At 65.2% G+C, this 21738-nt stretch carries 23 protein-coding genes; 11 read left to right on the top strand and 12 right to left on the bottom strand.

Going from position 1 to position 21738, the window contains the following annotated elements; translation table 11 throughout:
* Positions 1-77 precede the first annotated feature (77 nt).
* Positions 78-989: a LysR family transcriptional regulator gene (locus ACWMMN_RS33200; protein ID WP_059241259.1), complete on the bottom strand. Its 912-nt coding sequence runs from the start codon at positions 987-989 to the stop codon at positions 78-80.
* 101 nt (positions 990-1090) lie between these two features.
* On the opposite strand from ACWMMN_RS33200, the gene ACWMMN_RS33205 reads away from it, so the two are divergent.
* Complete coding sequence (locus ACWMMN_RS33205; protein WP_059241260.1) at positions 1091-2110, top strand: aldo/keto reductase; 1020 nt, start codon at positions 1091-1093, stop codon at positions 2108-2110.
* Positions 2111-2242: 132 nt separating this feature from the next.
* Here ACWMMN_RS33205 and ACWMMN_RS33210 read toward each other — a convergent pair whose 3' ends face one another.
* The 4 genes from ACWMMN_RS33210 to ACWMMN_RS33225 are packed head-to-tail and all read right to left on the bottom strand — an operon-like array spanning position 2243 to position 5918.
* Positions 2243-3025, bottom strand: a complete 783-nt coding sequence (locus ACWMMN_RS33210; RefSeq protein WP_340625860.1) for an ABC transporter substrate-binding protein — start codon at positions 3023-3025, stop codon at positions 2243-2245.
* A 43-nt stretch (positions 3026-3068) separates the two neighbouring features.
* Positions 3069-4505, bottom strand: coding sequence for an FAD/NAD(P)-dependent oxidoreductase (locus ACWMMN_RS33215; RefSeq protein WP_486424357.1), 1437 nt, complete (start codon positions 4503-4505; stop codon positions 3069-3071).
* Entirely contained in the window at positions 4502-4801 is a 300-nt protein-coding gene (locus ACWMMN_RS33220) for a (2Fe-2S)-binding protein (protein WP_486424358.1), read from the bottom strand. The genes ACWMMN_RS33215 and ACWMMN_RS33220 overlap by 4 nt, the downstream gene beginning before the upstream one ends.
* A complete protein-coding gene (locus tag ACWMMN_RS33225) occupies positions 4794-5918 on the bottom strand; it encodes an NAD(P)/FAD-dependent oxidoreductase (protein WP_486424359.1) in 1125 nt (374 codons plus the stop codon). Before ACWMMN_RS33225 ends, ACWMMN_RS33220 begins: the two co-directional genes overlap by 8 nt.
* A 149-nt stretch (positions 5919-6067) precedes the next feature.
* Here ACWMMN_RS33225 and ACWMMN_RS33230 point away from each other — a divergent pair, with 149 nt between their 5' ends.
* The gene (locus ACWMMN_RS33230; protein ID WP_486424360.1) at positions 6068-6982 is read left to right on the top strand and encodes a LysR substrate-binding domain-containing protein; all 915 of its coding nucleotides are present in this window, start codon (positions 6068-6070) and stop codon (positions 6980-6982) included.
* Between the two features lie 69 nt (positions 6983-7051).
* Here the strand turns inward: ACWMMN_RS33230 and shc are convergent, their stop codons facing one another.
* Positions 7052-9091 carry a squalene--hopene cyclase gene (shc, locus tag ACWMMN_RS33235; protein ID WP_340625862.1) on the bottom strand — a complete coding sequence of 680 codons (2040 nt, stop codon included), beginning with the start codon at positions 9089-9091 and terminating at the stop codon, positions 7052-7054.
* A 52-nt stretch (positions 9092-9143) separates the two neighbouring features.
* Between shc and ACWMMN_RS33240 the strand changes: the two genes are divergently transcribed.
* From ACWMMN_RS33240 to ACWMMN_RS33260, 5 genes are all read left to right on the top strand, one after another.
* On the top strand, positions 9144-9827 hold the full coding sequence (locus ACWMMN_RS33240) for a TetR/AcrR family transcriptional regulator (RefSeq protein WP_059241267.1): 684 nt from the start codon (positions 9144-9146) through the stop codon (positions 9825-9827).
* A gap of 122 nt (positions 9828-9949) precedes the next feature.
* Positions 9950-10978 carry a leucine-rich repeat domain-containing protein gene (locus ACWMMN_RS33245; RefSeq protein WP_486424361.1) on the top strand — a complete coding sequence of 343 codons (1029 nt, stop codon included), beginning with the start codon at positions 9950-9952 and terminating at the stop codon, positions 10976-10978.
* A 248-nt stretch (positions 10979-11226) separates the two neighbouring features.
* A complete protein-coding gene (locus ACWMMN_RS33250) occupies positions 11227-11766 on the top strand; it encodes a P-loop nucleotide/nucleoside kinase family protein (RefSeq protein ID WP_174992282.1) in 540 nt (179 codons plus the stop codon).
* A gap of 349 nt (positions 11767-12115) precedes the next feature.
* Positions 12116-12349, top strand: coding sequence for a hypothetical protein (locus ACWMMN_RS33255; RefSeq protein WP_011549124.1), 234 nt, complete (start codon positions 12116-12118; stop codon positions 12347-12349).
* A gap of 244 nt (positions 12350-12593) precedes the next feature.
* Positions 12594-13412, top strand: a complete 819-nt coding sequence (locus ACWMMN_RS33260) for an alpha/beta fold hydrolase (RefSeq protein ID WP_342706236.1) — start codon at positions 12594-12596, stop codon at positions 13410-13412.
* 226 nt (positions 13413-13638) lie between these two features.
* Here ACWMMN_RS33260 and ACWMMN_RS33265 read toward each other — a convergent pair whose 3' ends face one another.
* From ACWMMN_RS33265 to ACWMMN_RS33290, 6 genes are all read right to left on the bottom strand, one after another.
* Complete coding sequence (locus ACWMMN_RS33265) at positions 13639-14040, bottom strand: hypothetical protein (RefSeq protein WP_059241272.1); 402 nt, start codon at positions 14038-14040, stop codon at positions 13639-13641.
* A 468-nt stretch (positions 14041-14508) separates the two neighbouring features.
* Positions 14509-14841: a hypothetical protein gene (locus tag ACWMMN_RS33270; RefSeq protein WP_486424362.1), complete on the bottom strand. Its 333-nt coding sequence runs from the start codon at positions 14839-14841 to the stop codon at positions 14509-14511.
* Positions 14842-14917: 76 nt separating this feature from the next.
* Positions 14918-15715 carry an IS21-like element helper ATPase IstB gene (gene istB / locus ACWMMN_RS33275; protein WP_175223704.1) on the bottom strand — a complete coding sequence of 266 codons (798 nt, stop codon included), beginning with the start codon at positions 15713-15715 and terminating at the stop codon, positions 14918-14920.
* A complete protein-coding gene (gene istA, locus ACWMMN_RS33280) occupies positions 15708-17186 on the bottom strand; it encodes an IS21 family transposase (RefSeq protein WP_233621336.1) in 1479 nt (492 codons plus the stop codon). Before istA ends, istB begins: the two co-directional genes overlap by 8 nt.
* A 173-nt stretch (positions 17187-17359) precedes the next feature.
* Positions 17360-18307, bottom strand: a complete 948-nt coding sequence (locus ACWMMN_RS33285) for an alpha/beta hydrolase (RefSeq protein ID WP_486424483.1) — start codon at positions 18305-18307, stop codon at positions 17360-17362.
* Between the two features lie 111 nt (positions 18308-18418).
* On the bottom strand, positions 18419-19312 hold the full coding sequence (locus ACWMMN_RS33290) for a LysR substrate-binding domain-containing protein (RefSeq protein ID WP_486424363.1): 894 nt from the start codon (positions 19310-19312) through the stop codon (positions 18419-18421).
* A gap of 168 nt (positions 19313-19480) precedes the next feature.
* Between ACWMMN_RS33290 and ACWMMN_RS33295 the strand changes: the two genes are divergently transcribed.
* From ACWMMN_RS33295 to ACWMMN_RS33310, 4 genes are read left to right on the top strand one after another with little or no spacing between them, the layout of a single operon-like run.
* Positions 19481-20029, top strand: a complete 549-nt coding sequence (locus tag ACWMMN_RS33295; RefSeq protein ID WP_059241274.1) for a hypothetical protein — start codon at positions 19481-19483, stop codon at positions 20027-20029.
* Complete coding sequence (locus ACWMMN_RS33300) at positions 20004-20330, top strand: hypothetical protein (RefSeq protein WP_340625869.1); 327 nt, start codon at positions 20004-20006, stop codon at positions 20328-20330. Before ACWMMN_RS33295 ends, ACWMMN_RS33300 begins: the two co-directional genes overlap by 26 nt.
* Positions 20331-20348: 18 nt before the next feature.
* Positions 20349-21194 (top strand): MBL fold metallo-hydrolase, encoded by an 846-nt coding sequence (locus ACWMMN_RS33305; protein ID WP_059241276.1) that lies wholly within the window; start codon positions 20349-20351, stop codon positions 21192-21194.
* The gene (locus ACWMMN_RS33310; RefSeq protein WP_226196065.1) at positions 21191-21679 is read left to right on the top strand and encodes a VOC family protein; all 489 of its coding nucleotides are present in this window, start codon (positions 21191-21193) and stop codon (positions 21677-21679) included. The genes ACWMMN_RS33305 and ACWMMN_RS33310 overlap by 4 nt, the downstream gene beginning before the upstream one ends.
* The last annotated feature ends 59 nt before the right edge of the window (positions 21680-21738 follow it).

The following is a 21738-nucleotide window of genomic DNA, read 5'->3' on the forward strand; positions in this document are numbered from 1 at the left end:
TCGCAGCGAAGGCGTTGGCACGTTTGCATCGCATGCGTGCCGGCACCGATGTGCCGGCGCCCCGACCATCCAGGGTGTCATTGTCCGACCGCCGCGACGACGTCCTCGCCGGTCAGGATCTCGCGGAAGGTGCCGACCAGCGGCCGCAGGTTGACCTTGTGCCACGCGGCCCAAAGCGGCGTACGGTAGCTGAACCACGGCAGCTCGCGTAGTACGACGCCCTCCGGCACCTGATGACGCAGGCTCTGCTGGATCATCGTCACGCCGAGCCCGGCGGCGACGAGCCCGAGCGCCGCGAGCGGCTCGGTCGCTTCCACCGAAATCTCCGGCGAGAAACCCGCCTTCGCACAGGCCGCGACGAACGCGCCGTGACGCGGCGCGCTTTCCTGCTGCGTCACGCCGATCCACGCTTGCGTGGCGAGATCGTCGGCGACCAGCGTCTTCTTCTTCGCGAGCGGGTGCCCGTCGGGCATCGCGAGCAGCATCGGGTCGTTCAGTACCATCGTCGCATCGAGTTCGGGATCGTCGGGCGCGGGTGGCTCGGTGACGAGCGCGATGTCGAGACTGCGCTCGCGCAGGCCTTCGAGCTGCGCGGCGGACGTGTAGTTGTACAGCGCGATATGGACGGCGGGGCGCTCGGCGCGCAGCGTCTTCAACGCGCGCGGCAGCACGCCCGAGTGCGTGGCCGTTTCCAGGTAGCCGATGCACAGGCCGCCTTCGTCGCCGCGGCCGAGCCGTCGCGCCAGCGACTCGAGCCGGTTCGCGTGGCGCAGGAACGCGTGCGCTTCGCTGAGGAACGTGCGCCCGTCGCGCGTCAGACGAATGCGTTGCTGGCTGCGTTCGAACAGCGTCAGGCCGAGCTTTTCCTCGAGCTGCGCAATCTGGCGGCTGAGCGGCGATTGCGAAATGTGCAGGCGTTCGGCCGCACGACCGACGTGTTCTTCTTCCGCGACCGCGATGAAATATTGAAGCTGGCGGATGTCGAGCATATAAGACCTTATGGGACTCAAGTTTGATGAATTATGTCTTGGACGGACTTGTTTGTGCAACCTAGACTGGGTGCACTTTCCTGTCAAACCTGGAGCAACACATGAGTCTCAAAGACACGCTGCCGGCCGGCAACCGGCTCGGTTTCGGTGCAGCGCCGCTCGGCAACATGTTCCGCGACATTCCCGACGAAGAAGCGATCGCAACCGTCGAAGCCGCGTGGGCGCGCGGCATACGCTACTTCGACACCGCGCCGTCGTATGGCGCGGGCCTCGCGGAATCGCGCCTCGGCGACGCGCTCGTTGGCCATCGCCGCGACGACTACTTCATCAGCACGAAGGTCGGCCGTATCGTGCTCGACGAAATGGAAGACGCGAAGACGCGCGACTACGGCGACAAGAGCGGGATCTTCGCGCACGGCCGCGCGAACCGGCTGGTGAGCGATTACTCGGCCGACGCGACGCTGCGCTCGATCGAGGGCAGCCTCAAGCGCCTGCGTACCGATCGCCTCGATATCGTATGGGTGCACGACATCGCTCAGGACATCTATGGAGACGAATGGCTCGCGCAATTCGAAGCGGCGCGCAAGGGTGCATTCCGTGCACTGGGCAAGCTGCGCGAAGAAGGCGTGATCGGCGCGTGGGGCCTCGGCGTGAACCGTGTCGAACCGATCGAACTGGTGCTTGACCTCGCCGAGCCGCACCCGGACGCGATGCTGCTCGCCGGTCGCTACACGCTGCTCGACCACGAGCGCGCGCTGCAACGCGTGATGCCGGCGGCCGCGGCCCGTAACGTCGGAATCGTCGTTGGCGGCCCGTACAGCTCGGGCGTGCTCGTCGGCGGCGCGCACTACGAATACCGGAAGGCGCCGCCGGAAATCGTCGCGAAGGTCGAACGGATCAACGCGATCGCCGCGCGCTACGACGTGCCGGTCAAGGCGGCCGCACTGCAGTTCGTGCTCGCGCATCCGGCGACGGTTTCGGTGATTCCGGGTGCGAGCCGTGCGGAGCGTATCGCGGAAGATGTCGCGGCACTGACGTTCGATATCCCCGCCGATTTCTGGCGCGAGATGCGCGAGCAGCAGCTCGTCGCTCCCGACGCGCCGTTGCCGCTCGCTCGCTGAGCGGCAAGCGATGCGGCCGCACAGGCCGGCGCGGATCCCGTCGCTTCGGTGAACGTCAATCGTCGCAATACCGGCTGCACGCGTACGGCCGGCAGTCGGTGCAGCGGCCCTTCGATCGCCCCGCGTTCGCCGTCAATGCCCGTACATGTCGAAGTCGAAATACTTCGACTGGATCGTGTTGTAGGTACCGTCGCTGCGGATCTGCGCGATGGCGCGATTGAGCGCGTCGCGCAGGTCGCCGTCGGCCTTGCGCACGCCGGCCGCATCGCCGTTGCCCATGATCTTCGGGTCGTACACCACACCGCCCGCGAACGAGAAGCCCTTGCCGCGCGGCGTCGACAGGAACCCGAGCTGGCCTTGCACGGCATCCATCAGTACGCCGTCGACGCGTCCGCTGACGAGATCCGCATACGCCTGGTCGTAGCTCGGATACGGGACAACCTCGACCTTCGCCGCGGCCCACTTTTCACGCGCATAGGTTTCCTGGATCGTGCCTTGCTCGACCGCGACGCGCTTGCCGGCGAGCTTCGCCGCGTCCGGGAGCAGTCCCGAGCCGGTGCGCGCGATCAGCCGCGTCTGGTTGCGATAGAGGCGGTCGGTGAAGTCGATCTGCTGGCGCCGTTGTTCGGTCGCGGCCATCGACGACAGGATCACGTCGAACTTGCGCGCCTGCAGACCCGGAATCAGCCCGTCGAAACTGCTCGACACCCACACGCATTTCGCATTCAGCTTCGCGCACAGCGCGTTGCCGAGATCGACGTCGAAGCCCTTCACGCTGCCGTCGGTCGCGGTCGATTCGAACGGCGGGTAGGTCGGGTCGACCCCGATGCGGATGGTCGTCCACTCCTTTGCCGACGCTTGCGACGCAAAGGCCATCGCGGCGGCGGAAAGGAGAATCGTGAGGCGCGTCTTCATGGTCTGGCTCCGTTCGTGTGTGGGGGAAGCGTGCGTGTGCGCGTCAACTCGGGAATTCGCCGCGCTGGAAATCGTTCGACAGTTCGAGGGCGTCGGCCATCTCGCCGACGGTGACGGGCTTGATCGGCGCGCGGATCCGGTAATGACCGACGTCGCCGACGCTGCGCTGCTGCACGTCGGCGATCAGTTCGCCGACCGTCGTGCCGCACCAGCGCCCCTGGCACGGACCCATCCCGCAGCGCGTGAATGCCTTCATCTGGTTCGGCCCCTGGCAGCCGAGTGCGGCGAGCTGGCGGATCTCGCCTGCCGTGACTTCTTCGCAGCGGCACACGATCGTGTCGTCGTCGGGGCGGCGCAGCGCGGCCGGTGGCGTGTACAGCGCGTCGAGCAGCGGACGCACCGCGAGGTGACGGCGCAAGGCGCGCAGCACCGGGCGTTCGCGTGTGGCCTGCCGGTCTGCGTCGAGCGCGCCGAGTTGCGCGGCGATGTCGAGCGCCGACACTTCGCCGGCGAGCGCTGCTGCCTGGGCGCCGCCGATTCCCGCACCGTCGCCTGCGATCCAGACACGCGACACGCTGCTGCGGCCGCGCGCGTCGCATTGCGGGCGCCAGCACGCCGACGGCGCGTCCCAGTCGTGCGCGCAGCCGAGCGCGCGCGCGAGCTGCGTCGACGGAATCACGCCCTGATGGAGCAGCACGAGCGACGTGTCGAGCGTCTGCACGACACCATCGTCGTCACGAAAGCGGATACGTTCGGCGTGCGTGTCGCCGTCGATGCGGATGTCGGTCGCGCCGCGATACACGGGGATGCCGGCATTGCGCACCGCGCGCAGCATGCGCCAGCCCTTGAGCAGATAGTCGGCGCCGCGCAGCGCCGGCAGCGCATGCGGGAGCGCACGGCGCCACGCATCGCGCGGTGTCGTGTCGACGAGTGCGCGCACGCGCCGGCCCGCATTCAGCAATTGCGCAGCGAACAGCCACAGCAGCGGGCCGCTGCCCGCGAGCACGGTATCGGCCGACGGCGCGAGGCCCGACGATTTCAGCAGCGTCTGCGCGGCGCCGACGCCCATCACGCCGGGCAGCGTCCAGCCGGGTACCGGCCACGGCCGCTCCTGCGCGCCGGTCGCAATCAGCACCGCGCGCGCGCCGACTTCGAGCGTGCCGCCGGACGGGCCGCTTTGCGTGAGCATCGCGACGGGTTCCGGCTCGAACGCGACCTGCCACACGACGCTGCGCGGCAGGTGGTGCGCGCCGCTCGCGAGCAAACCGTAGACGAGCGGCCGGCCGGCCGTGTAGTCGGCGCCGAGCCATTGCGCGAGCGCGGCCGGTGCATCGGTCACGTTGCGGTAGATCTGGCCGCCGGGCGCACGGCTTTCATCCGCGACGACGACCGACAGCCCGGCCGCGCGCGCGGCGGCGGCTGCCGCCATCCCGGCCGGCCCTGCGCCGACGATCAGCAGATCGCACTGGCGGCGTGTCATGCGAGCCTCGCCTTGCCGTGCATCCGGCGCACCTGCATGCCGTCCGAGACGGGCGTCATGCAGCCCTGCACGTTGGGCAAGCCGTCGACTTCGACGAGGCAGTCGAAGCACACGCCCATCATGCAGAACGGGCCGCGCGGCGCACCGCTCACGGCGCTCGCACGGCACGCGGCCGACCCGGCGGCGAGCATCGCGGCCGCGACGCTGTAGTGCGCGGGCACGTCGTGCGCCGTGCCGTCGATATGGATGCGCACGCGTTCGACTATCGCGGCGGCGGGAATGAGGGAGTCAAACATGCCGGGCTTCCGTGGGCGCGGCGAAGCGCGCGGTGGTAAAGGCGGACAGGTCGGCGGGCGCAGCACCGCCCGCGATCCACGGCGCGACGAGATCGGCATGGGTCGCCGCGAGCGTCACGCCGCTGTGGCAGATCGCGATGAACGCGCCGGGATGCGTGGCCGACGCTTCGTAGACGGGCAGGCCGTCGGGCGTCATGATGCGCAGCGCGCCCCACGCGCGCACGATCCGTGCGTGCGCGAGCGCCGGGAACGCGGTGCGGGCGCGGCGTGCGATGTCGACCATCGCGGGGCGCGTCTGGCCGTCGTCGAGGCCGACGTCTTCGGCCGAATCGCCGAGCAGCACCGAGCCCTCCGGCGTTTGCCTGACGACCAGCGTCGGATAGTCGAGAAACCGCGCGAGGCGTTCGGTGACCATGATCTGGCCGCGCAACGGCGAGATCGGCGCGCGCAGGTCGACCATCGGCGCGAGCCGTGCGTTGTCGAGGCCAGCCGCGAGCACGACACGCCCGGCTTCGAGCCGCGTGTCGCGCGTGTCGATCTCGAAGCGCCCGGCGCACGGGCGGATCTCGGTGACTTCGCTGCGCGGCAGATAGACGCCGCCGCACTGCTGGAACGCCTGCAGCATCGCGCGCAGCGTGTAGAGCGGATTCGCGTGGCCGTCGTTCGGCGACCACAACGCGCCGGCCAGCGACGGCGATGCCGACGGGATGCGCTCGCGCAGCGCCGCCGGATCGAGCACTTCATACGACAGCGCCGCGTCCTGCCGGTGCAGCGATTCGAGCAGGTCCGCTGCGCTGTCGAGTTCCGCGCGATGCTCGAACAGTTCGATGCCGCCCGGACGTTCGAATGCGCAGTCCACCCCCGTTTCGCGCTGCAACTGTGCGGCGAATGCAGGCCAGCGCTCGGACGATTCGCGCGACCAGCGCGCATACGGCAGGCAGCGGCCGCCTTTGCCCTGCACCCACACGAGCCCGAAATTGCCGCGCGCCGCGCGAAACGCGATGTCGTCGCCGTCGCAGACCGCGACGCTTTTGCCGAGCCGCGCGATGCCCCACGCGATGGCCATGCCGACGAGACCGCCGCCGGCCACGACGACGTCGAAGCGGCGCACGGTCATGCGCGACTCCGTCGTCGCGGGTGAAACGGTTGCGTGTTATATCCCATGGCGGCGCGGTTCCTTGCTTTCGTTACGTTGCGGAACCGATGTTCGGACAGGCAAAATGTGCTGTCCAATACAGCTTGATCAACGACCCATAATCCAGTGTTATGACCACGCCCTCGCTCAGGATTCGTCAGATCGAAGCGTTTCGCGCGGTGATGCAGCGCCACACCGTCACACGCGCCGCGCGCGATCTCCATATCTCGCAGCCGGCCGTGAGCCGGCTGATCGCCGATCTCGAGGACCGGATCGGCTTCGTGCTGTTCGAGCGGCAACAGGGGCGCTTCACGCCGACCGCGCAGGCGCGCGTGTTGTACGAGGAGGTCGAACGCGCGTTCGTCGGGCTCGATCGCGTAGCGCAGGCGGCCGAGCAGATCCGCGCGATGCGGCGCGGCACGCTGCGCGTGGCCGGCTCGCCGGCCGTCGCGCTCGATCTGCTGCCGGAACTCGTCACGCGTTTCTCGCACGCGCATCCGGGCGTCGACATCACGCTGCTCGCGCACAGTGCGTCCACTGTCGTCGACAAGGTCGCGTCAGGGCAGTGCGACGTCGGGCTGATCGCCGAACCTGTCCCGCATCCGGCCGTGCGCGGCGAGCGGCTCGCGGAAGCGGCGATGTGCTGCATCGTGCCGCGCGGGCATCGGCTCGTGCGCAAGCGCGTCGTGCAGCCGGCCGACCTGCGCGACGAATCGTTCATTTCGTTTCCGCCGAGCTTCGAGGCGCGCAGCGCGATCGACCGCGTGTTCGTCGAGGCCGGCGTGTCGCGGGTGCTGTCGATCGAGGCGCAGCTGTCGCAGACGATCGTCGCGTTCGTCGCGAACGGTGCGGGCGTCGCGCTGATCGATCCGGTGACGGCTGCATATGCGGGCCAGCGCGTGGCCGTCAAGCCGTTCGAGCCGGCCGTGCCCGATCACTTCTATCTGGTGACGTCCGCGTCGCAGCCGCTGTCGATGATCGGCGACGCGTTCTGCGCGGATCTGCGCGATGCGTTCGCGAGGATGCGGGGGAAGGGGGCCGGCTGATCCGGCGGGGAGGGGGATCCGTCACGACCGCGCCGGGCGCCCTTCCCGGGCACCGCGGCGCGGGGTCGTTCAAGCGACTGCCGTGTCGGTGGCTTCCACTGCTGCGGGCGCCGTAGCAGCCGCGCCCGCCAGCCGCCGGTAACGCGCGAGCGCCCACAGCGGGAAGTACGCGGTATAGCCGTGATACTTCAGGTAGAAGATGCGCGGGAAACCCGGCGCATTGTGCGAGCGGTGCCACCAGAAGCCGTCTTCCTGCTGCACCGACTGCAGATACGCGATGCCGCGCTTCACCGAATCGGATTCGCAATCGCCGAACGCCATCTGCGCGAGCAGTGCCCACGCGGTGAAGTTCGACGTGCTTTCGCCGCCGTTCGTGCCGCCCAGCTTCGGGTCGATATAGCTGTCGTTCGTTTCGCCCCAGCCGCCGTCCGCGTGCTGCCGCGCGCGCAGCCATTCGATCGCGCGCGCAATGTACGGCTGCGACTTGTCCTCGCCGGCGAGCGCGAGGCCGGCCAGCACGCTCCACGTGCCGTAGATGTAGTTCGTCCCCCAGCGGCCCCACCAGCTGCCGTCGGGCTGCTGCGTGCGCTTCACGTACTCGATGCAGCGCGCGAGCGATGCGCGGTCTTCCGCGCGTTTCGTCACGCCGAAGCACAGCAGCACGCGGCCCGATACGTCTTCGGTCGGCGGATCGAGCAGCGCGCCGTGATCGGCGAACGGGATCGCGTTCAAGTACAGGCGGTCGCAATCGGCATCGAATGCCGCGAAGCCGCCGTTGCGCGATTGCAGCCCGCGCATCCAGTCGAGCGCGCGCGCGACACGCCGCGCATGCGGGTTCGTACCGTCCGTGTTGCGATGCGTGCGGCCGCGGCGATCGAGCATCGCGGTGACGACCGCCGTGTCGTCGATGTCGGGGTAGTACGGGTTCGCATACTGGAACGCCCAGCCGCCCGGCTCGACGTCGGCCGGTGCGTTCTCGATCCAGTCGCCGCGCAGGTCGTTGACCTGGCGCACGGCCAGCCAGTCGTACGCGCGTGCGATGCGTTCATCGAGTTCGCGCAGCGCGCCCGACGCTGCGTCGTCGCCTTCCGGCGCCGCGACGCCGCGTGCCTGTTCGAGCGCCATCGTGCTCCACGCGGTGTCCCACACCGGCGACAGGCACGGCTGGCAATACATGCTGCCGTCCGGCCGCGTGACCAGCAGCTTCTCCAGCGCGTTTTCGCAATCGCGCCGCAGCGGATGGTCGTCCGGGTAGCCGAGCACCTGCATCATCTGGTAGCTGTAGACGATCGGCGGGAAGATGCCGCCGAGCCCGTCCTCGCCGTTCATGCGTTCCGCGCACCACGCTTCCGCATGCCGGATCGCGCGCTGTCGCAGGCCTTTCGGCATCAGCGGCTCGATATGGCGCACCGTGCGGTCGAGCGCGAGGAATACCTTGCGCATGCCGCTCGCGGGGGGGAAGTACTGGCGTTCCTCGTCCGGCGGCGTGACGAACAGCTCGCGGATCGAGATGTTGCGCGGATTGCGCGCACGCGCCTTCAGTGAGCACAGCACCAGCAGCGGCACCATCGTCGTGCGTGCCCAGTACGCGACCTTGTACATCGAGATCGGCACCCACTTCGGGAACAGCACGAATTCGATCGGCATGAACGGCGCCGCGCGCCACGGCACCTGACCGAACGTCGCGAGCAGGATGCGCGTGAACACGTTCGCGCGCGCCGCGCCGCCGAGCTTCAGGATGGCGTCGCGCGCGCGAACCATGTGCGGCGCGTGTTCGCTGTCGCCGGCCGCCTTCAGCGCGAAGTACGCCTTCACGCTGCACGACACGTCCGGCGCACCGTCGACGTACAGATCCCAGGCGCCATGCGTGCCGAGCCGCTGGGTCGCGCGCAGGTAACGCGCCATCTTCTCCTGGCGCACGTCGTCGATCTTGTCCATGAAATGCATCATCAGGATGTATTCCGCGGTGATCGTCGCGTCGGATTCGAGTTCGAAACACCAGCTGCCGTCGGGCTGCTGAAGACGCACGAGCGCGTCGCGTCCACGGGCGATTGCGGTGTCGAGCGCGGACCAGGGAGAGGGGGCGGGTTTAGTCATGCGGCGGATCATACCATCCAGCCGGAATGTTTATACCGAGACGCCGGGTGCTACCATCCGCACCATGAAAAAACGCCTCGAACCCGCGCCGCACGACGTGTCCGCGCCTGTCGAACCGGCTGGAACGGCCGGTGCACGGGCGTCCGAAGGATCACCGGCGCCGGCCGCCGCCGTCGCCGGTGTGCGTCGGAAAAAAGCGCCGGATCAGGTGCGGGCGCAGTTGCTGGCGGCTGCGTCGGAAATCGCGACACATCACGGCGTGGCCGCGCTGACGCTCGATGCGGTGGCCGAGCGCGCCGGCGTGACGAAAGGCGCGCTGCAGTATCACTTCGCGAACAAGCAGGGGTTGCTGGATGCGCTGTTCGGGCAGGCGACCGAGCGCTTCGGCGCGCAGATGGCCGCGCGAATGTCGGCGGATTCAGGCGGCGACGGCGCGGCGGCGCGTGCTTATCTGCATGCGGTGCTCGATGCGGCCAATCCGGCCGCGAGTACCGACGTGCTGCGCGTGCTGGTCGCATCGATGATTACCGAGCAGGACACGCGCGAGCGATGGTCGGTGCCGATGCGCGAATGGACGCGGCCCGATCCCGTGCCGCTCGCGCAGGCCGCGACGCTGATGATCTGCCGGCTCGCCGCCGACGGGCTGTGGATTTCGGAATTGCTCGACAGCATCGAGGTATCGGCCGAATTGCGCGCGGAGATCGTTCGGCAGCTCGACTCGATGAGCAAGGGTGTGTTTCCGAAGTAACGCGCGGCAGGGGTTTTGTATCATCGGAAGCCGGAATTCAAGTAAGGCAGGCGTCGGACCGTGCGCGGATGCGGGCCGCGACCGCCTGACGACAAGACCGTGAACCCATTGCCGGAGAGAGCATGGTGCAGGTATTCGATGGCCGGATGACCAATCCGGAAACCATTTCGCCGACGGAGATCGCGCATGCCTGCGAGCAGCACGGGCGGGTGGTTGTCCAGTTCAGCAAGCCCGACGCCTACGGCCCGGACATCCTGCAATCGCTGAACGAGGCTTGCCGGCTGGCCGGGGATCGGCTCCAGGTCCGTTTCTACGGTCACTACCAGACGTCGTTCGATGCGGCCGTGCTGCGCCAATTGCCTGAAACACGCGACCTGTCGGTCGATTGCCTGACCGAGATCGTCCATGAAGAGGAAATCGGCAGGCTGCCGGGGTTGAAACGGCTGGGCTTCGGTGTGTTCAATCTGAACCGGCCGGATTTCCTCGACACGATCGAACTGGGCCGGCTCGAGCGGCTGATGCTGTCGGAAAACGAAAAGCGAAACATCGACCTGTCGCCGCTGGCGAAATGCGGATCGTTGACCGAACTCTTCGTCCAGGGCCATGCCAAGGGCATCGACGCGATTGCGAGCCTGCCCGGGTTGCGCAAGCTGACGCTCAGTTGCTATGCGAAAAAGTATCCGCTCGGCTTCATCCAGGCGAGCCCGGGCCTGAAGGAAATGACGTTGCTCCTGGGCGGTCGCGACAATCTCGACGATCTGTCGAGCCCCACCATCGAACTGCTGCAGGTCCTTCGTGTGCGCGGGCTGTCCACGATGGGTGACCTGTCGCGCTTGCCGTCGCTTTCCGCGCTGCGCATCGAGGATCAGCTGCAGCTGTCGACGCTGGATCTGTCCGGCGCAAGGCTGGAACGGCTGTCGCTGTTCAATTGCAAGAAGCTGGCCACACTGGTCGGGCTGGATGAGCAGGACAGGCTGCGGGAGTTTCGCGCGCTGGAGGTGGCGCTCGACCTCAATGCGTTGCGCGATCGCGATTGGTCGCCGGTTGCGCGTTCTGTCAGGCTGTTTTCGGGCAGCAGGAAGTGGAACGAAGATGCCACGGTTCGGCTGGCTGCGCGCGGGTTGGGGGAGGAGGGTAGCCTTTGGCCGTGATCGGTGCGGGGCGATGATTGTGTGAGTGCCGGCTTTGCGTGCGCAGCGCGTTGAAGCCTGTTGCGTCGAACTTGCTTGCGCCGGATTGGGCAGTTGATTATTCTGAGGCACATGAACCGACCGTCTACCCATTCGATTATTTGCGCCGCACTTTTGCCGGCGGGGTAGCCATCGACTGAACGTTTGTCATCACAACCCGCCCGGAAGGCGGGTTTTTGCTTTCTGGGCTATCCACGGAGCGCCTGGATATGCAGACCGAGAGTTCACTTCACGCAGTGCCATCGAGCGACGCGGCGTTGCTCCACATGGTATGCGGCAAGATCGCGTCGGGGAAGTCGACGCTCACCGCGAGGCTCGCGAGCGAACAGCGGACCGTACTGCTCAGTGAGGACGTGTGGCTCGCCCGGCTCTATCCGGGGGAGATTCTGTCGGTCGATGATTATGTTCGATGTGCTAAGCGCGTCAAGGATGTGATCGGGGATCACGTTTGCGCCTTACTGCGGGCGGGGGTTTCGGTGGTGCTCGATTTTCCGTTCAATACCGTGGCGGCGCGTGCTTGGGGGCTTGGGGTTTCGAAGGCCGCCGGTCGTGATCATCGGCTTCATTTCCTCGATGTTGGCGATGCGGTTTGCAAAGCACGGCTGCACGCGCGCAATGCGCGAGGGGAGCATCCGTTTCAGGCGTCGGAGGCGGAGTTCGAGTTGATTACCCGGTACTTCGTTGCGCCGGGTGGGGAGGAGGGGTTGAATGTCGTGGTTCATGACGAAGCGGGGATCGTCGATGCGTAGGGCTCGAGCGGACCTTCCGGGGGAGCGTCGAGTATGCTGTCGCTCGTTGCTTCGGCCGGTTTCGGACCGCCTGTCGTCTGTTGTTGGCGCAAGTGAGTGACTGCTGCCGACCCTGAACGGCCCTTCAGATTCATCCAAAGCGGCCAATCGTTGTGACCTGCAGCGGGATTTTGTAGCCACTTTCGATGAGTATCTTGGCCTCGGCGCGACTGCGGAATCATTCCCGATTAAATCGCTTCTCGCGCAGCGTACCGTTGGAACCTTCAACGGAGTCGTTCTGCCAAGGGCGGCAAGAACGGACACGGCGTGTACGATCCGGTCTTCAAGAAAACCATCCAAGGAGAGAGGAATGAATCCGGAACAGGCCCGAGCCGAAGAAACCCAGGCGATGGAGCGCATGGTGGCCGCCACGCTGCGCGTGCAGAGTACGTTCGCCTCGATGCAGAAGCAATTTCCGCCGCAAGGCAGCGGCGAGCCTTCGCCGTTCGCGCTGCAAACCTTCGATGCCGCCCTGCAGGAACTTGAAGACGCACAGGCCGCGTTCGATGCGCTGCTGAACGATCTGATCGACGGTAACCGCTAAAGGCTAAGCCCTTACCTTATCTGCACCGATTGTCGACGATCTAAAAAGCTGTGTCGAACGGCCGTTTGTGGCCGGCTGCCGCCCGATGTAGCCGGCCGTGGTTGACCGGCGGCCGACGTCTGCGAGCGGCGACCTCTGATCCCTTTTAGTCTCCCGGTTTCCCGTAAAGCGACCATTCGGCAGCGCGGGCTTCAAGTCCGCGCAGCGTGTACCATGCACGTTCTCACACATACGGCGGTTCGCGATGAAAAGCATCCTGGTCGCTTCAGGTCGTGCCAAGCTCGCAACGGAAGTGTTCGGAAGCGGGGAACCGATTGTATTTCTGCACGCCCGGGTCGCGGATCGCAGGATGTGGAGCCAGCAGATGCACGCAATCGGCGAAAGCAACCAAGCTATCGCCTATGACCGACGCGGATTTGGCGAAACGGTTGCCGCGGCAGAGGACCACTCTGCCGTTGAAGATTTGATCGCCGTTCTCCAATTGGTGGCAGGTGGATCTCCTGCGATAGTCGTTGCCTGCTCTCAGGGTGGAGGCATCGCTCTCGACGCAGCTCTTCGGTATCCGTCGTATGTTCGCGGACTCGTTCTTGTCGCGCCGAGTGTGACAGGTGCGCCAAAAATGACTCATGCAGCGCGGGTTGAAGATCTGATCACCCGTTTGGCGGCGGCAGAAGCGAGGAGAGATATTGACGAGGCCGTCACAATTCGAACCAGGCTCTGGCTTGATGGTCCGTTTCAACCTGAGGGGCGTGTGACGGGTGAAGCTCGCAAACTGTTTGACGAGATGAACGTTGCCGCTCTCGGTTTGCCGCCGACGGGCACGAACACTGATGCACCGATCGCTTACGCACGGTTGAGGGAGCTATTTGTACCGACGCTGGTAATGTGTGGGGATCTGGACCTCCCCGGAATTCAGGAGCGAAGTCGTTACGTCGCGGCAAACGTATCCCGCGGGACGTTCCATCAGGTATCAGGAACCGCACATTTGCCGTCCCTCGAACGGCCTCAGGAGCTTACGGGCGTGATCGCGGGGTTCATCAATCAATGTAAAGCTCTGCAGTAGCGGGGGACGCGAAGCGGTCGTGAGGATTTTCCGGTGGCGCATGAAGTGATCGTCGACGATCCAAATGGTGTCATCGAGTGTCCGCTCCTGGCCGCGCCCTGACGCAGGGGCATGTAACTGTCGCGAGCTCTTGTTGTCCATGCACTGTCTCCCGGTCATGCAGCATCGCCACATTGGGGAGCCTCTTTCCGTTTGAGCCGGCGGATTCGGAAAGTCTGCGGGCAAGCTATCCGAAAACCCGAGCCCATACGGCCCGAAGGCGTCGCGCGCGATCTTCGAGGAGATAGGAGGCCACCAGCGTCAGGAGACCTGAAATTGCACCGGTCACGATGTGCTCGACATAGGGGAGACGATAGTGACTCGCGTGCGAGTAGGCGTCGCCCAACGTTGTCAGGACGCCCACGACCAGCGCATTGCCGTATCGATGCGCGTAGAGTTTCGCCGCAGGCGTGAAAGTCAAAAGCACAGCCAGGAGTCCAGTAAGCAGACCTGTATGAAGTGCAATAGTCCAGTGGGCAAGGCTCATGATATTGCCCCAGCTCCCCGGCATGCAGGTCATGCACGCACTGGTCGGCTGCCAGAAACGCTGGATGAACAGTCTGACGCGGTGTTTCCACTCGGTTGACATGATGCATTCCCATCGATGCCGTCGTCACGGCCGACGCCGCCACACCTATCGTCGAAGCAGTTCGCCAACCCTTTGACGAGCTTGCCGCCCTGGTCAAAGGGTTGGCTGTGCGCCGTACAGTCCGAGCAATAGCCTGGATATGGGGGAATACTACTCCACGATAAGACGGCCGCTGTTTCGGACGAGGCCTGAATTCAATGCTTGCGCCTGTCGATGCAGTTCCGTCCGTGACGGGCATCGAACGATACGCTTCGGCGCGAAGGCGACGTTCGGCATCGACGGGTTGAATCCGCAACCCAACGCTGCCGTCCATACCCTCGGCGAACTCGATCAACCCGAGTGTCGACTGACGGCTCATGACCTCTTGCCGCCGGATCCAGGCAGCTCAGTCGACCCGAAGCACGCGTCGCAGACTACCGAGAGCCGTCACGCCCCGTTGTGATTCAATCTTCTTCGAATCCTTCGGCGTCACGCGAACTTCCCGAAGTCGACTTCCTCCTTCACGAACTTCCCCGTCAACAGAAGCGCCCGCTCGATGTCCGCGACGATGGGCGAGTTGTTGACGGAAGCCGTGACGAATAATCCCCAGATATCGTCGTCGATTTCATAGTCGCCGCGAGCATACGTCCAATAGCTGAAATAGCGGTCCTGAGACCACGCGACCCGCGGGTTATCGAGGCCGTCAGGATGAGGGACCTGAACGGAATGCAGCGCGCTTTTCAGGATCGCAGCGACGTTGGGAAAGCCGGCGGCACGATGGTCTTCGAGTATCTCGACCAGCAGCTCGCTCCCGTGATACACCGGCTGTTGATTTCCACCGAATCTTGACCCACCGTTTTCATCTAAATCTGACCCACCCCGAGACAGCGTAGTACATCTATTCCGGTGTGGATAACTCCTCACTGCCTGCTGCTTTTGCTGCTCTTTTTCTGGTTGCCTTCGCCTTGGCAGAACTGGACTTGAAGCGCCAGGATTCATTGCCCGTTTCGACGATGTGGCAGTGATGGGTGACGCGGTCCAGCAGCGCCGTCGTCATCTTTGCGTCCCCGAACACGGTCGCCCACTCACCGAAGCTGAGGTTGGTGGTGATCGCGACACTCGTGTGTTCATACAGCTTCGAGAGCAAGTGGAACAGCAATGCGCCACCGGTCTGGCTGAACGGCAGGTAGCCCAGTTCGTCGAGGATCACCAGGTCGACGTACATTAGCTTATGGGCGATCTGGCCTTGTTTGCCGATGGACTTCTCCTGCTCCAGTGCGTTGGTCAGCTCGACGGTCGAGAAGTAGCGCACGCGCTTGCCATGGCGCTGCACGGCCTCAATTCCGATCGCTGAGGCGAGGTGCGTTTTGCCAGTGCCGGGGCCACCGATGAACACGACGTTGTGTGCGCTTGCGAGGAACGACAGGTCACTGAGTTCTCGAACCAGCGCTTCGTCGACGTGCGCCTGCGCGAAGTCGAAGCCCTTCAGGTCGCGGTGAGCTGGGAAGCGAGCGGCGGTCATCTGATAGGCGATCGAGCGCACCTGTCGCTCCGCCGTCTCAGCCATCAGCAACTGCTTCATGAAGCGCTCCGGGTCGAACTCCGTGTGACGCGACTGCGCCAGCAACTCTGGCCAGGTGCTCGCCATGCCATGCAGTTTGAGCCCCTTGAGCTGGGCGGCGATGTCGTTAGACATGACGGTCCTCCGGTGGGTTGGCACGCAGGGTTTCGTAGCGGCTCACGTCGGCGGCCGGCTCTTCGGTAAGCTGGAGTTTCGTCGTCGCGAGGTTGGTGCTCGTGGTGGGTGCCTTCAACCGGCTCAGCACGTTCAGAACGTGCTCCCCACTAGGGCGTCCCGAGTCCAGCGCTGCCTGCACAGCAAGCAGCACGGCATCGAGTCCGTGTTCGCGCACCGCGGCGAGCACCTGCGTCATGATGCGATCACCTCCCGGGTGCTTCAGTAGGTGCCGCTGCAACTGCTGCAGCGGCTGTGGCATCGTGACGAACGGAGCACCGTTGCGCAACGCGCCGGGTTTGCGTTCGACCAGCGTGATGTAATGGCGCCAGTCGTAGAAGGTCATGTGCCGCTCGAAGCTGCGTTCGTGGCGTGCGATCTCCTGGGCGTCGGCGACGACGCTGAGATATGCCGGATAGCAGCGCACGCTCACCAGCTGGTTCGTGTACTCGGTGGGCACGCTGTAGCGGTTGCGCTGGAAGTGGATGAGGCTGGTCGACGACACCCGCAGCGTCTGCTCGACATAGCCGTCGAACGGGCGTGGATTGGGCATCAGCCTGGTGCGCTCGTCCTGCAGCACGTCCTCGACCGTCAGCTCGGGCCACTGCGGGTGCCGCATCTGCCAGGCCTGACGACACTGGCCCGCGACCCATTCGTTCAGAAGCTCCAGCGTTTCCCAGCGTCGTAGCGCGGCCTCGTGCCAGATCTGGCGGCGCCGGTCCTGCACGTTCTTCTCAACGATGCCCTTCTCCCAGCCGGCGGCACGGTTGCAGAATTCCGGCTCGAACAGGTAATGGCCGCACATTGCCTCGAAGCGGGCGTTGACCGCGCGCTCCTTGCCGCGGCCGACCTTGTCCACGGCGGTCTTCATGTTGTCGTAGATGCCGCGGCGCGGAACGCCGCCAAACGCGGCGAATGCGCGGGCGTGCGCATCGAACAGCATCTCGTGACTCTGGGTCGGATAGGCGACCAGCCAGAACGCCCGGCTGGCATTGAGCTTGACGTGGGCGACCTCCAGGCGTCGCCGCAACCCGCCGATGAAGGCGTATTCGCAGCTCCAGTCAAACTGGAATGCTTCGCCGGGTTCGAAGGCCAACGGTACATAGGCCTTCCTGCGCGGGGCTTCAGCCTGCTCCTCGTGCCAGCGTCTCACGAAGGCGCTGACGCGGCCGTAGCTGCCGGCGTAGCCCTCGCCGCGGATGGCCTCGAACATGAACCGCGCCGTGCGCCGGTCACGCTTCGGGCGATGGCTGTCCGCCCGCAGCCAGCCCGTCAGCTGCGCGGCCCACTCGTCGACGACGCTCGGGCTGACGCGCTTCGGGTACTTCGGCTCAACGGCATCCGTTTGCCGAAGCCAGCTGCGCACCGTGTTCCGGGACAGGCCCGTGCGCCTAGCAATCTCGCGCAGCGGGACCTTCTCGCGGAAATACATCCGCCTGATCTTGGCCAATATGCCCACCGTGATCACCTCTGTATCCCCTGCTCAAAGATTGAGCAGGGCATTCAATCACGTGGGTCAAAATTCGATGAAAATTACTGCCTCAGGTGGGTCAGTTCTGCGTGGACATCAACACACCGGCCGAACCTGGAATCGAATCAGGTCGGTCATCGCTCGTTTTCCCGTTCCGAAGGCGCGTGGCAAGCATCCCGACCCGCAGCCGATTCCCGAACGAACACCGAAATAGCCTCCACCACACCGTCTGCCAGAGGAAGGCTCGGGTCCGAATACGCGGCAAGGTTTTCGTCCCGAGCCTCCGTATGCACGGTCTTGAGCACATGATTGGCATGAGCGATAACCGCCAGCCGCGCGCGTGGATTTGCGTCCTTTAAAAGTTGCGCATCCTGCAGCCCGACCTGAATATCCCGCGCGCCCTGAACGATCAGCACCGGCTTCGTACAACCCGCCAGGAGCGCCACCGGATCGACGGCCAATTCGCTCATCAGAAACCGCTGAACCTGCGGCCTGAACAACGGCATCAGCGCCGGGTCGATCCGGGCCGCATCCACCGTCTTTCCGGCTTCGAGCGATTCGAGTATCGACATGGCGTTGCCGAGAACAGGGGCATTCGCGGGGTTCGACTGCAGTTGCTGCGTCAATACTTGCCCGAGCGGCCGTCCTGCCGAAGACACCAGGATCAAACCGCAGATGTCGACGGCTTGCCGTGCCGCCGACAACGCGACCCAGCCACCCTCGCTATGCCCCAGCACCCAGACGCAGGACGCACCGGTCTGCGTCCGGATGGCCGTCACCCACGAGCGGACGTCCGCCGCATAGTCGTCGATCGTGACGTCATTCGCATCCGCTATCGCCGACGCGCTACCGTACATGCCGCGCTTGTCGATTCGAACCGACGCGATACCGTTGGCGAGCAATCCTTCGGCAAGCATCCGGTAGGTCGATGCCTGAATGCCGTATGGATTGTTGCCGTTCCGGTCGGTCAGGCCCGATCCCGGCACGATCAGCACCACGGGCACATCGCCCGCGGCCGGAGATAACAGCGTGCCGCTCAGGGGGCCGCCCGGCCCCGGGGCTTCGATGTCTGTCTGCATCATGTGTAAAGGACTTCCCGAATGAAGGGCTGCCGCAGTGGCGACATGGGCGAGAATCGCCATCGCCATGCTTCCGGACGCCCGGTTGTCCTGCAACGACCACCCGGCGAGGCATCAAGGCGCCGACCCGCGCGCCTCGCCAAGCACCCATTCCGCAAACGCCTGTGCAGGCCCCGCGCTCAATTCGATCGGCTCGGGGAGCACGAGGCAGAAGTTCTTGGTCACCGCTTTGCCGTCGGGCCAGGGCGCGACCAGACGACCTTGTTCCAGCTCCGTCCCGATGTAAAGGCGCGGCACCAGCGCCACCCCCAGGCCGGCCAGCGCCGCCTCGATCAGCATCGAATGGAGATCGTAACGCGGGCCGACGGCCGAATTGGTGAGCACGATGCCGGTCTCCTGCGCATAGCTCTGCCACGCGTCCGGATTCTGCCGCCGGTGAAGGCGCGGCAATTCATCCAGCGACGGGTTCGCGCCAACGCCCTCGAGGAGCACCGGGCTGCAGACGGGCACCAGCACTTCCTCCAGCAGGCGGTGGAGATGCATGCCGGTCCATGCCGGATGCTCGAAATGAATGGCCGCGTCGAAACCGCTGCCGGCCAGGAGGAAGGGTTCCATCCGCTCGGCGATATGCACGGTGATGTTCGGATGCCGATCCTGAAAGCGCTTCAGCCGGGGGATCAGCCAGCGGGTGGCGAAGGTCGGAATCGCGGCGATGTCGATACTCGCGCCTTCGACGGGCTGCCCCATGAGATACAGGCTGTCCCGTTCCAGCCGATCCAGAATCTCGCGCACCTGCACCGCGTATCGGGTGCCGTTGGGGGCAAGCCGCACCCGGTTCCCGACGCGCTCGAACAGCGTCACACCCAGAAACGCCTCCAGCCGGCCGATCTGGCGGCTGACGGCGCCTTCGGTGCGTGCCAGCTCGTCGGCGGCACGGGCGAAGCTGCCGTGCCGGGCAGCCGCCTCGAAGGCCAGGAGCGCGGAATTGCTCGGGATCTTGCGTCGCATCGGGGGTCTCGCGGGTTGGGGCGCGTTCGACATCAGCTTGAGAAAATATCACTGAAGGCTGACTTTAAGTCGATATATACGCGGGAAGCAGCAGATTAGCATTACGTCACTGCACTGAACATCCAGGTTCACGGAGCAGGATGCTCATCCGTCACGAAGGACAATCCGATGATCTACACCGTGGAATGCAGCTTCGCCGACCCCGGCAGCGAAGCCGAATGGAACGACTTCTACAGCCTTGAAAAGCTGCCGGCCCTCATCTCGGTGACGGGCTTTCATACGTCGCAGCGTTTCAAATCGATCGGCGACGGCTGCCCCGTTTATCTGGCCGTCCACACGGTCGACGGTCCCGACGTGCTGACCGGGGATGAATATCGCCAGAAAGGCGGCGGCAATTTCGCACGGTGGCAGCAGCACATCACCGACTGGCACCGCAATCTCTACAGCGATATCGGTCTTGCGCCGGCGGTCGCGGCCGACGAACTTCTCGTGCTGAGTGCAAGCGGGCCCGATCCGCTGATCGGGATGGGCCTGAACCCGCTGGCCATGCAGGCCGTTGCGCTGGAGCAGGTTCCGGCGCACCGTTGGCTCGCCGTGCTGCCGCGGCGTGACGCCCGGCTCGTCGAGAACGCGCCGGCAGACCTTTACCTTTATGCACCGATGACGGAGCAACTGACAAAGGAGGGGCGCGATGCCCAACGTGACTTTCCATATTGATGCGGAACGCATGCCGTCCGACGAGCACTTCGCGGGGCTGTCCGGCGACTGCATCGAACTCTGTACGGATGTTCTTCAGGCAGACCTCGGGAACGTCCACATCATTTATGTGAGCGTCCGGCACGGACACGGGCATCCCGTTTTCGCGGAAGTCCAGTATCGTGCGGAGTCGTTTCGCCCGCCTGCGGTCATGAACGCGTTCATGGAAGCGCTGGATCACGCCATCGCCCGCCGCACGGGCCTGACGGCGCGCATCCGTTGCTTCGGCCATGCCGCGCCGAACATTCACGCCCGGAACTAGCCGGCCAGGAGACGCACTGTGTCCACCGTTACCTTTCCCGGTCAGCAAGTCGGGGATTTCACGATCACCGCGATAAGCGACGGCTACCTCACGGCCAGCCTCGACTTCCTGTCGAATATCGACGCATCCGAGGCTTCCAGGATGCAGCACGATGCAGGGCAGAACGAACCCTCTGCAGTGCATATCAACTGCTACGTGGTGCGCGGCAAGGGCCGCACCATGCTCATCGATGCCGGGGCCGGCGGCATCAAGCAATGGGGCGGCCGCCTGCGGGACAATTTACGGCTTGCCGGCATCGAACCTGCGGCGATCGACACCATCCTGCTGACACACGCCCATCCCGACCATGTCGGCGGGCTGGTGGATGCCGCCGGGCACGTGGCGTTTCCGAATGCGGAGCTGGTTGCGCATCGACGGGAGGTCGAATTCTGGCGGGACGACGGAAATCTGAGCCGTGCCAGCGAGCGGGCACGCGGCAACTTCCTGATCGCGCGTCAGGCATTCGACGGCTACCGCGACGTGCTCCGGACGTTCGATGAAGGGGACGTGCTGCCGGGGATCCGCGCGATGCCGTTACCGGGACACACCGACGGGCACACCGGGTATGTCATCGAATCCGGCGATCAGGGCCTGCTGGTGTGGGGCGATATCGTGCATTTTCCGCACGTCCAGATCAAACGGCCGGACGTATCGATTGCATTCGATCAGGATGCGTCCCGGGCAGCGGCCACGCGATCGCGGTTGCTGGACTGGATCAGCACGGATGGGCTGATGATTGCCGGCATGCATCTGGGAGAGGCCGGTTTCGCGCGAATCCGGCGGACGAAGGGTGAATACGGTCTGTTTTACGAAACCGGGGCGTGAGGCCGCACGCCCCTTTCCAGGCTGTCTTCCACGGAGGAGAATCCATTCGGAAATCTCGTCGGAGGTCGCACACCATGGCCCCATTCCAGCCCGATGGATGGCATACCGTCACGCCCCGCATCGTCGTGCCGGATCCGGAAAACCTGATCGCCTTCATCCGCACGGTGTTTCACGCACAGGGCGAATTCCGGGCCGGCTTGCCTGCCGAGATCCGGATCGGCGATTCCGTCGTGATGATCAGCGGCGGCGCCGGCCTGCGCGATCCGATGCCGGCGTTTTTATACGTGTATGTCGAGGATACCGATTCGACCTATCGGCGCGCGATTGCGGCGCAAGCGCTTTCACTGGAAGCGCCCGCCGACATGCCGTACGGCGACAGGCGGGCGATGGTCAAGGATGCGTGGGGAAACGTTTGGCAGATCGCCACGCACCAGCGCGACCTGTCGGCCGACGAGATTCGCGCCAGGCTCGGCGACGGCGGGTAGCCGCGCTGCTTCTCCCCCCATCTGTCGCAATCGTCAAGATTCGCGTCGCGTGCAGGTAA

It is taken from the genome of Burkholderia cepacia complex sp. TUM26381, assembly GCF_057439935.1.

Bases quoted from the DNA above. Each gene is read 5' to 3' on its own strand.
- ACWMMN_RS33200 (WP_059241259.1), bottom strand. From the start codon at position 989: ATGCTCGACATCCGCCAGCTTCAATATTTCATCGCGGTCGCGGAAGAA.
- ACWMMN_RS33205 (WP_059241260.1), top strand. From the start codon at position 1,091: ATGAGTCTCAAAGACACGCTGCCGGCCGGCAACCGGCTCGGTTTCGGT.
- ACWMMN_RS33210 (WP_340625860.1), bottom strand. From the start codon at position 3,025: ATGAAGACGCGCCTCACGATTCTCCTTTCCGCCGCCGCGATGGCCTTT.
- ACWMMN_RS33215 (WP_486424357.1), bottom strand. From the start codon at position 4,505: ATGACACGCCGCCAGTGCGATCTGCTGATCGTCGGCGCAGGGCCGGCC.
- ACWMMN_RS33220 (WP_486424358.1), bottom strand. From the start codon at position 4,801: ATGTTTGACTCCCTCATTCCCGCCGCCGCGATAGTCGAACGCGTGCGC.
- ACWMMN_RS33225 (WP_486424359.1), bottom strand. From the start codon at position 5,918: ATGACCGTGCGCCGCTTCGACGTCGTCGTGGCCGGCGGCGGTCTCGTC.
- ACWMMN_RS33230 (WP_486424360.1), top strand. From the start codon at position 6,068: ATGACCACGCCCTCGCTCAGGATTCGTCAGATCGAAGCGTTTCGCGCG.
- shc (WP_340625862.1), bottom strand. From the start codon at position 9,091: ATGATCCGCCGCATGACTAAACCCGCCCCCTCTCCCTGGTCCGCGCTC.
- ACWMMN_RS33240 (WP_059241267.1), top strand. From the start codon at position 9,144: ATGAAAAAACGCCTCGAACCCGCGCCGCACGACGTGTCCGCGCCTGTC.
- ACWMMN_RS33245 (WP_486424361.1), top strand. From the start codon at position 9,950: ATGGTGCAGGTATTCGATGGCCGGATGACCAATCCGGAAACCATTTCG.
- ACWMMN_RS33250 (WP_174992282.1), top strand. From the start codon at position 11,227: ATGCAGACCGAGAGTTCACTTCACGCAGTGCCATCGAGCGACGCGGCG.
- ACWMMN_RS33255 (WP_011549124.1), top strand. From the start codon at position 12,116: ATGAATCCGGAACAGGCCCGAGCCGAAGAAACCCAGGCGATGGAGCGC.
- ACWMMN_RS33260 (WP_342706236.1), top strand. From the start codon at position 12,594: ATGAAAAGCATCCTGGTCGCTTCAGGTCGTGCCAAGCTCGCAACGGAA.
- ACWMMN_RS33265 (WP_059241272.1), bottom strand. From the start codon at position 14,040: ATGTCAACCGAGTGGAAACACCGCGTCAGACTGTTCATCCAGCGTTTC.
- istB (WP_175223704.1), bottom strand. From the start codon at position 15,715: ATGTCTAACGACATCGCCGCCCAGCTCAAGGGGCTCAAACTGCATGGC.
- istA (WP_233621336.1), bottom strand. From the start codon at position 17,186: ATGTATTTCCGCGAGAAGGTCCCGCTGCGCGAGATTGCTAGGCGCACG.
- ACWMMN_RS33285 (WP_486424483.1), bottom strand. From the start codon at position 18,307: ATGATGCAGACAGACATCGAAGCCCCGGGGCCGGGCGGCCCCCTGAGC.
- ACWMMN_RS33290 (WP_486424363.1), bottom strand. From the start codon at position 19,312: ATGCGACGCAAGATCCCGAGCAATTCCGCGCTCCTGGCCTTCGAGGCG.
- ACWMMN_RS33295 (WP_059241274.1), top strand. From the start codon at position 19,481: ATGATCTACACCGTGGAATGCAGCTTCGCCGACCCCGGCAGCGAAGCC.
- ACWMMN_RS33300 (WP_340625869.1), top strand. From the start codon at position 20,004: ATGCCCAACGTGACTTTCCATATTGATGCGGAACGCATGCCGTCCGAC.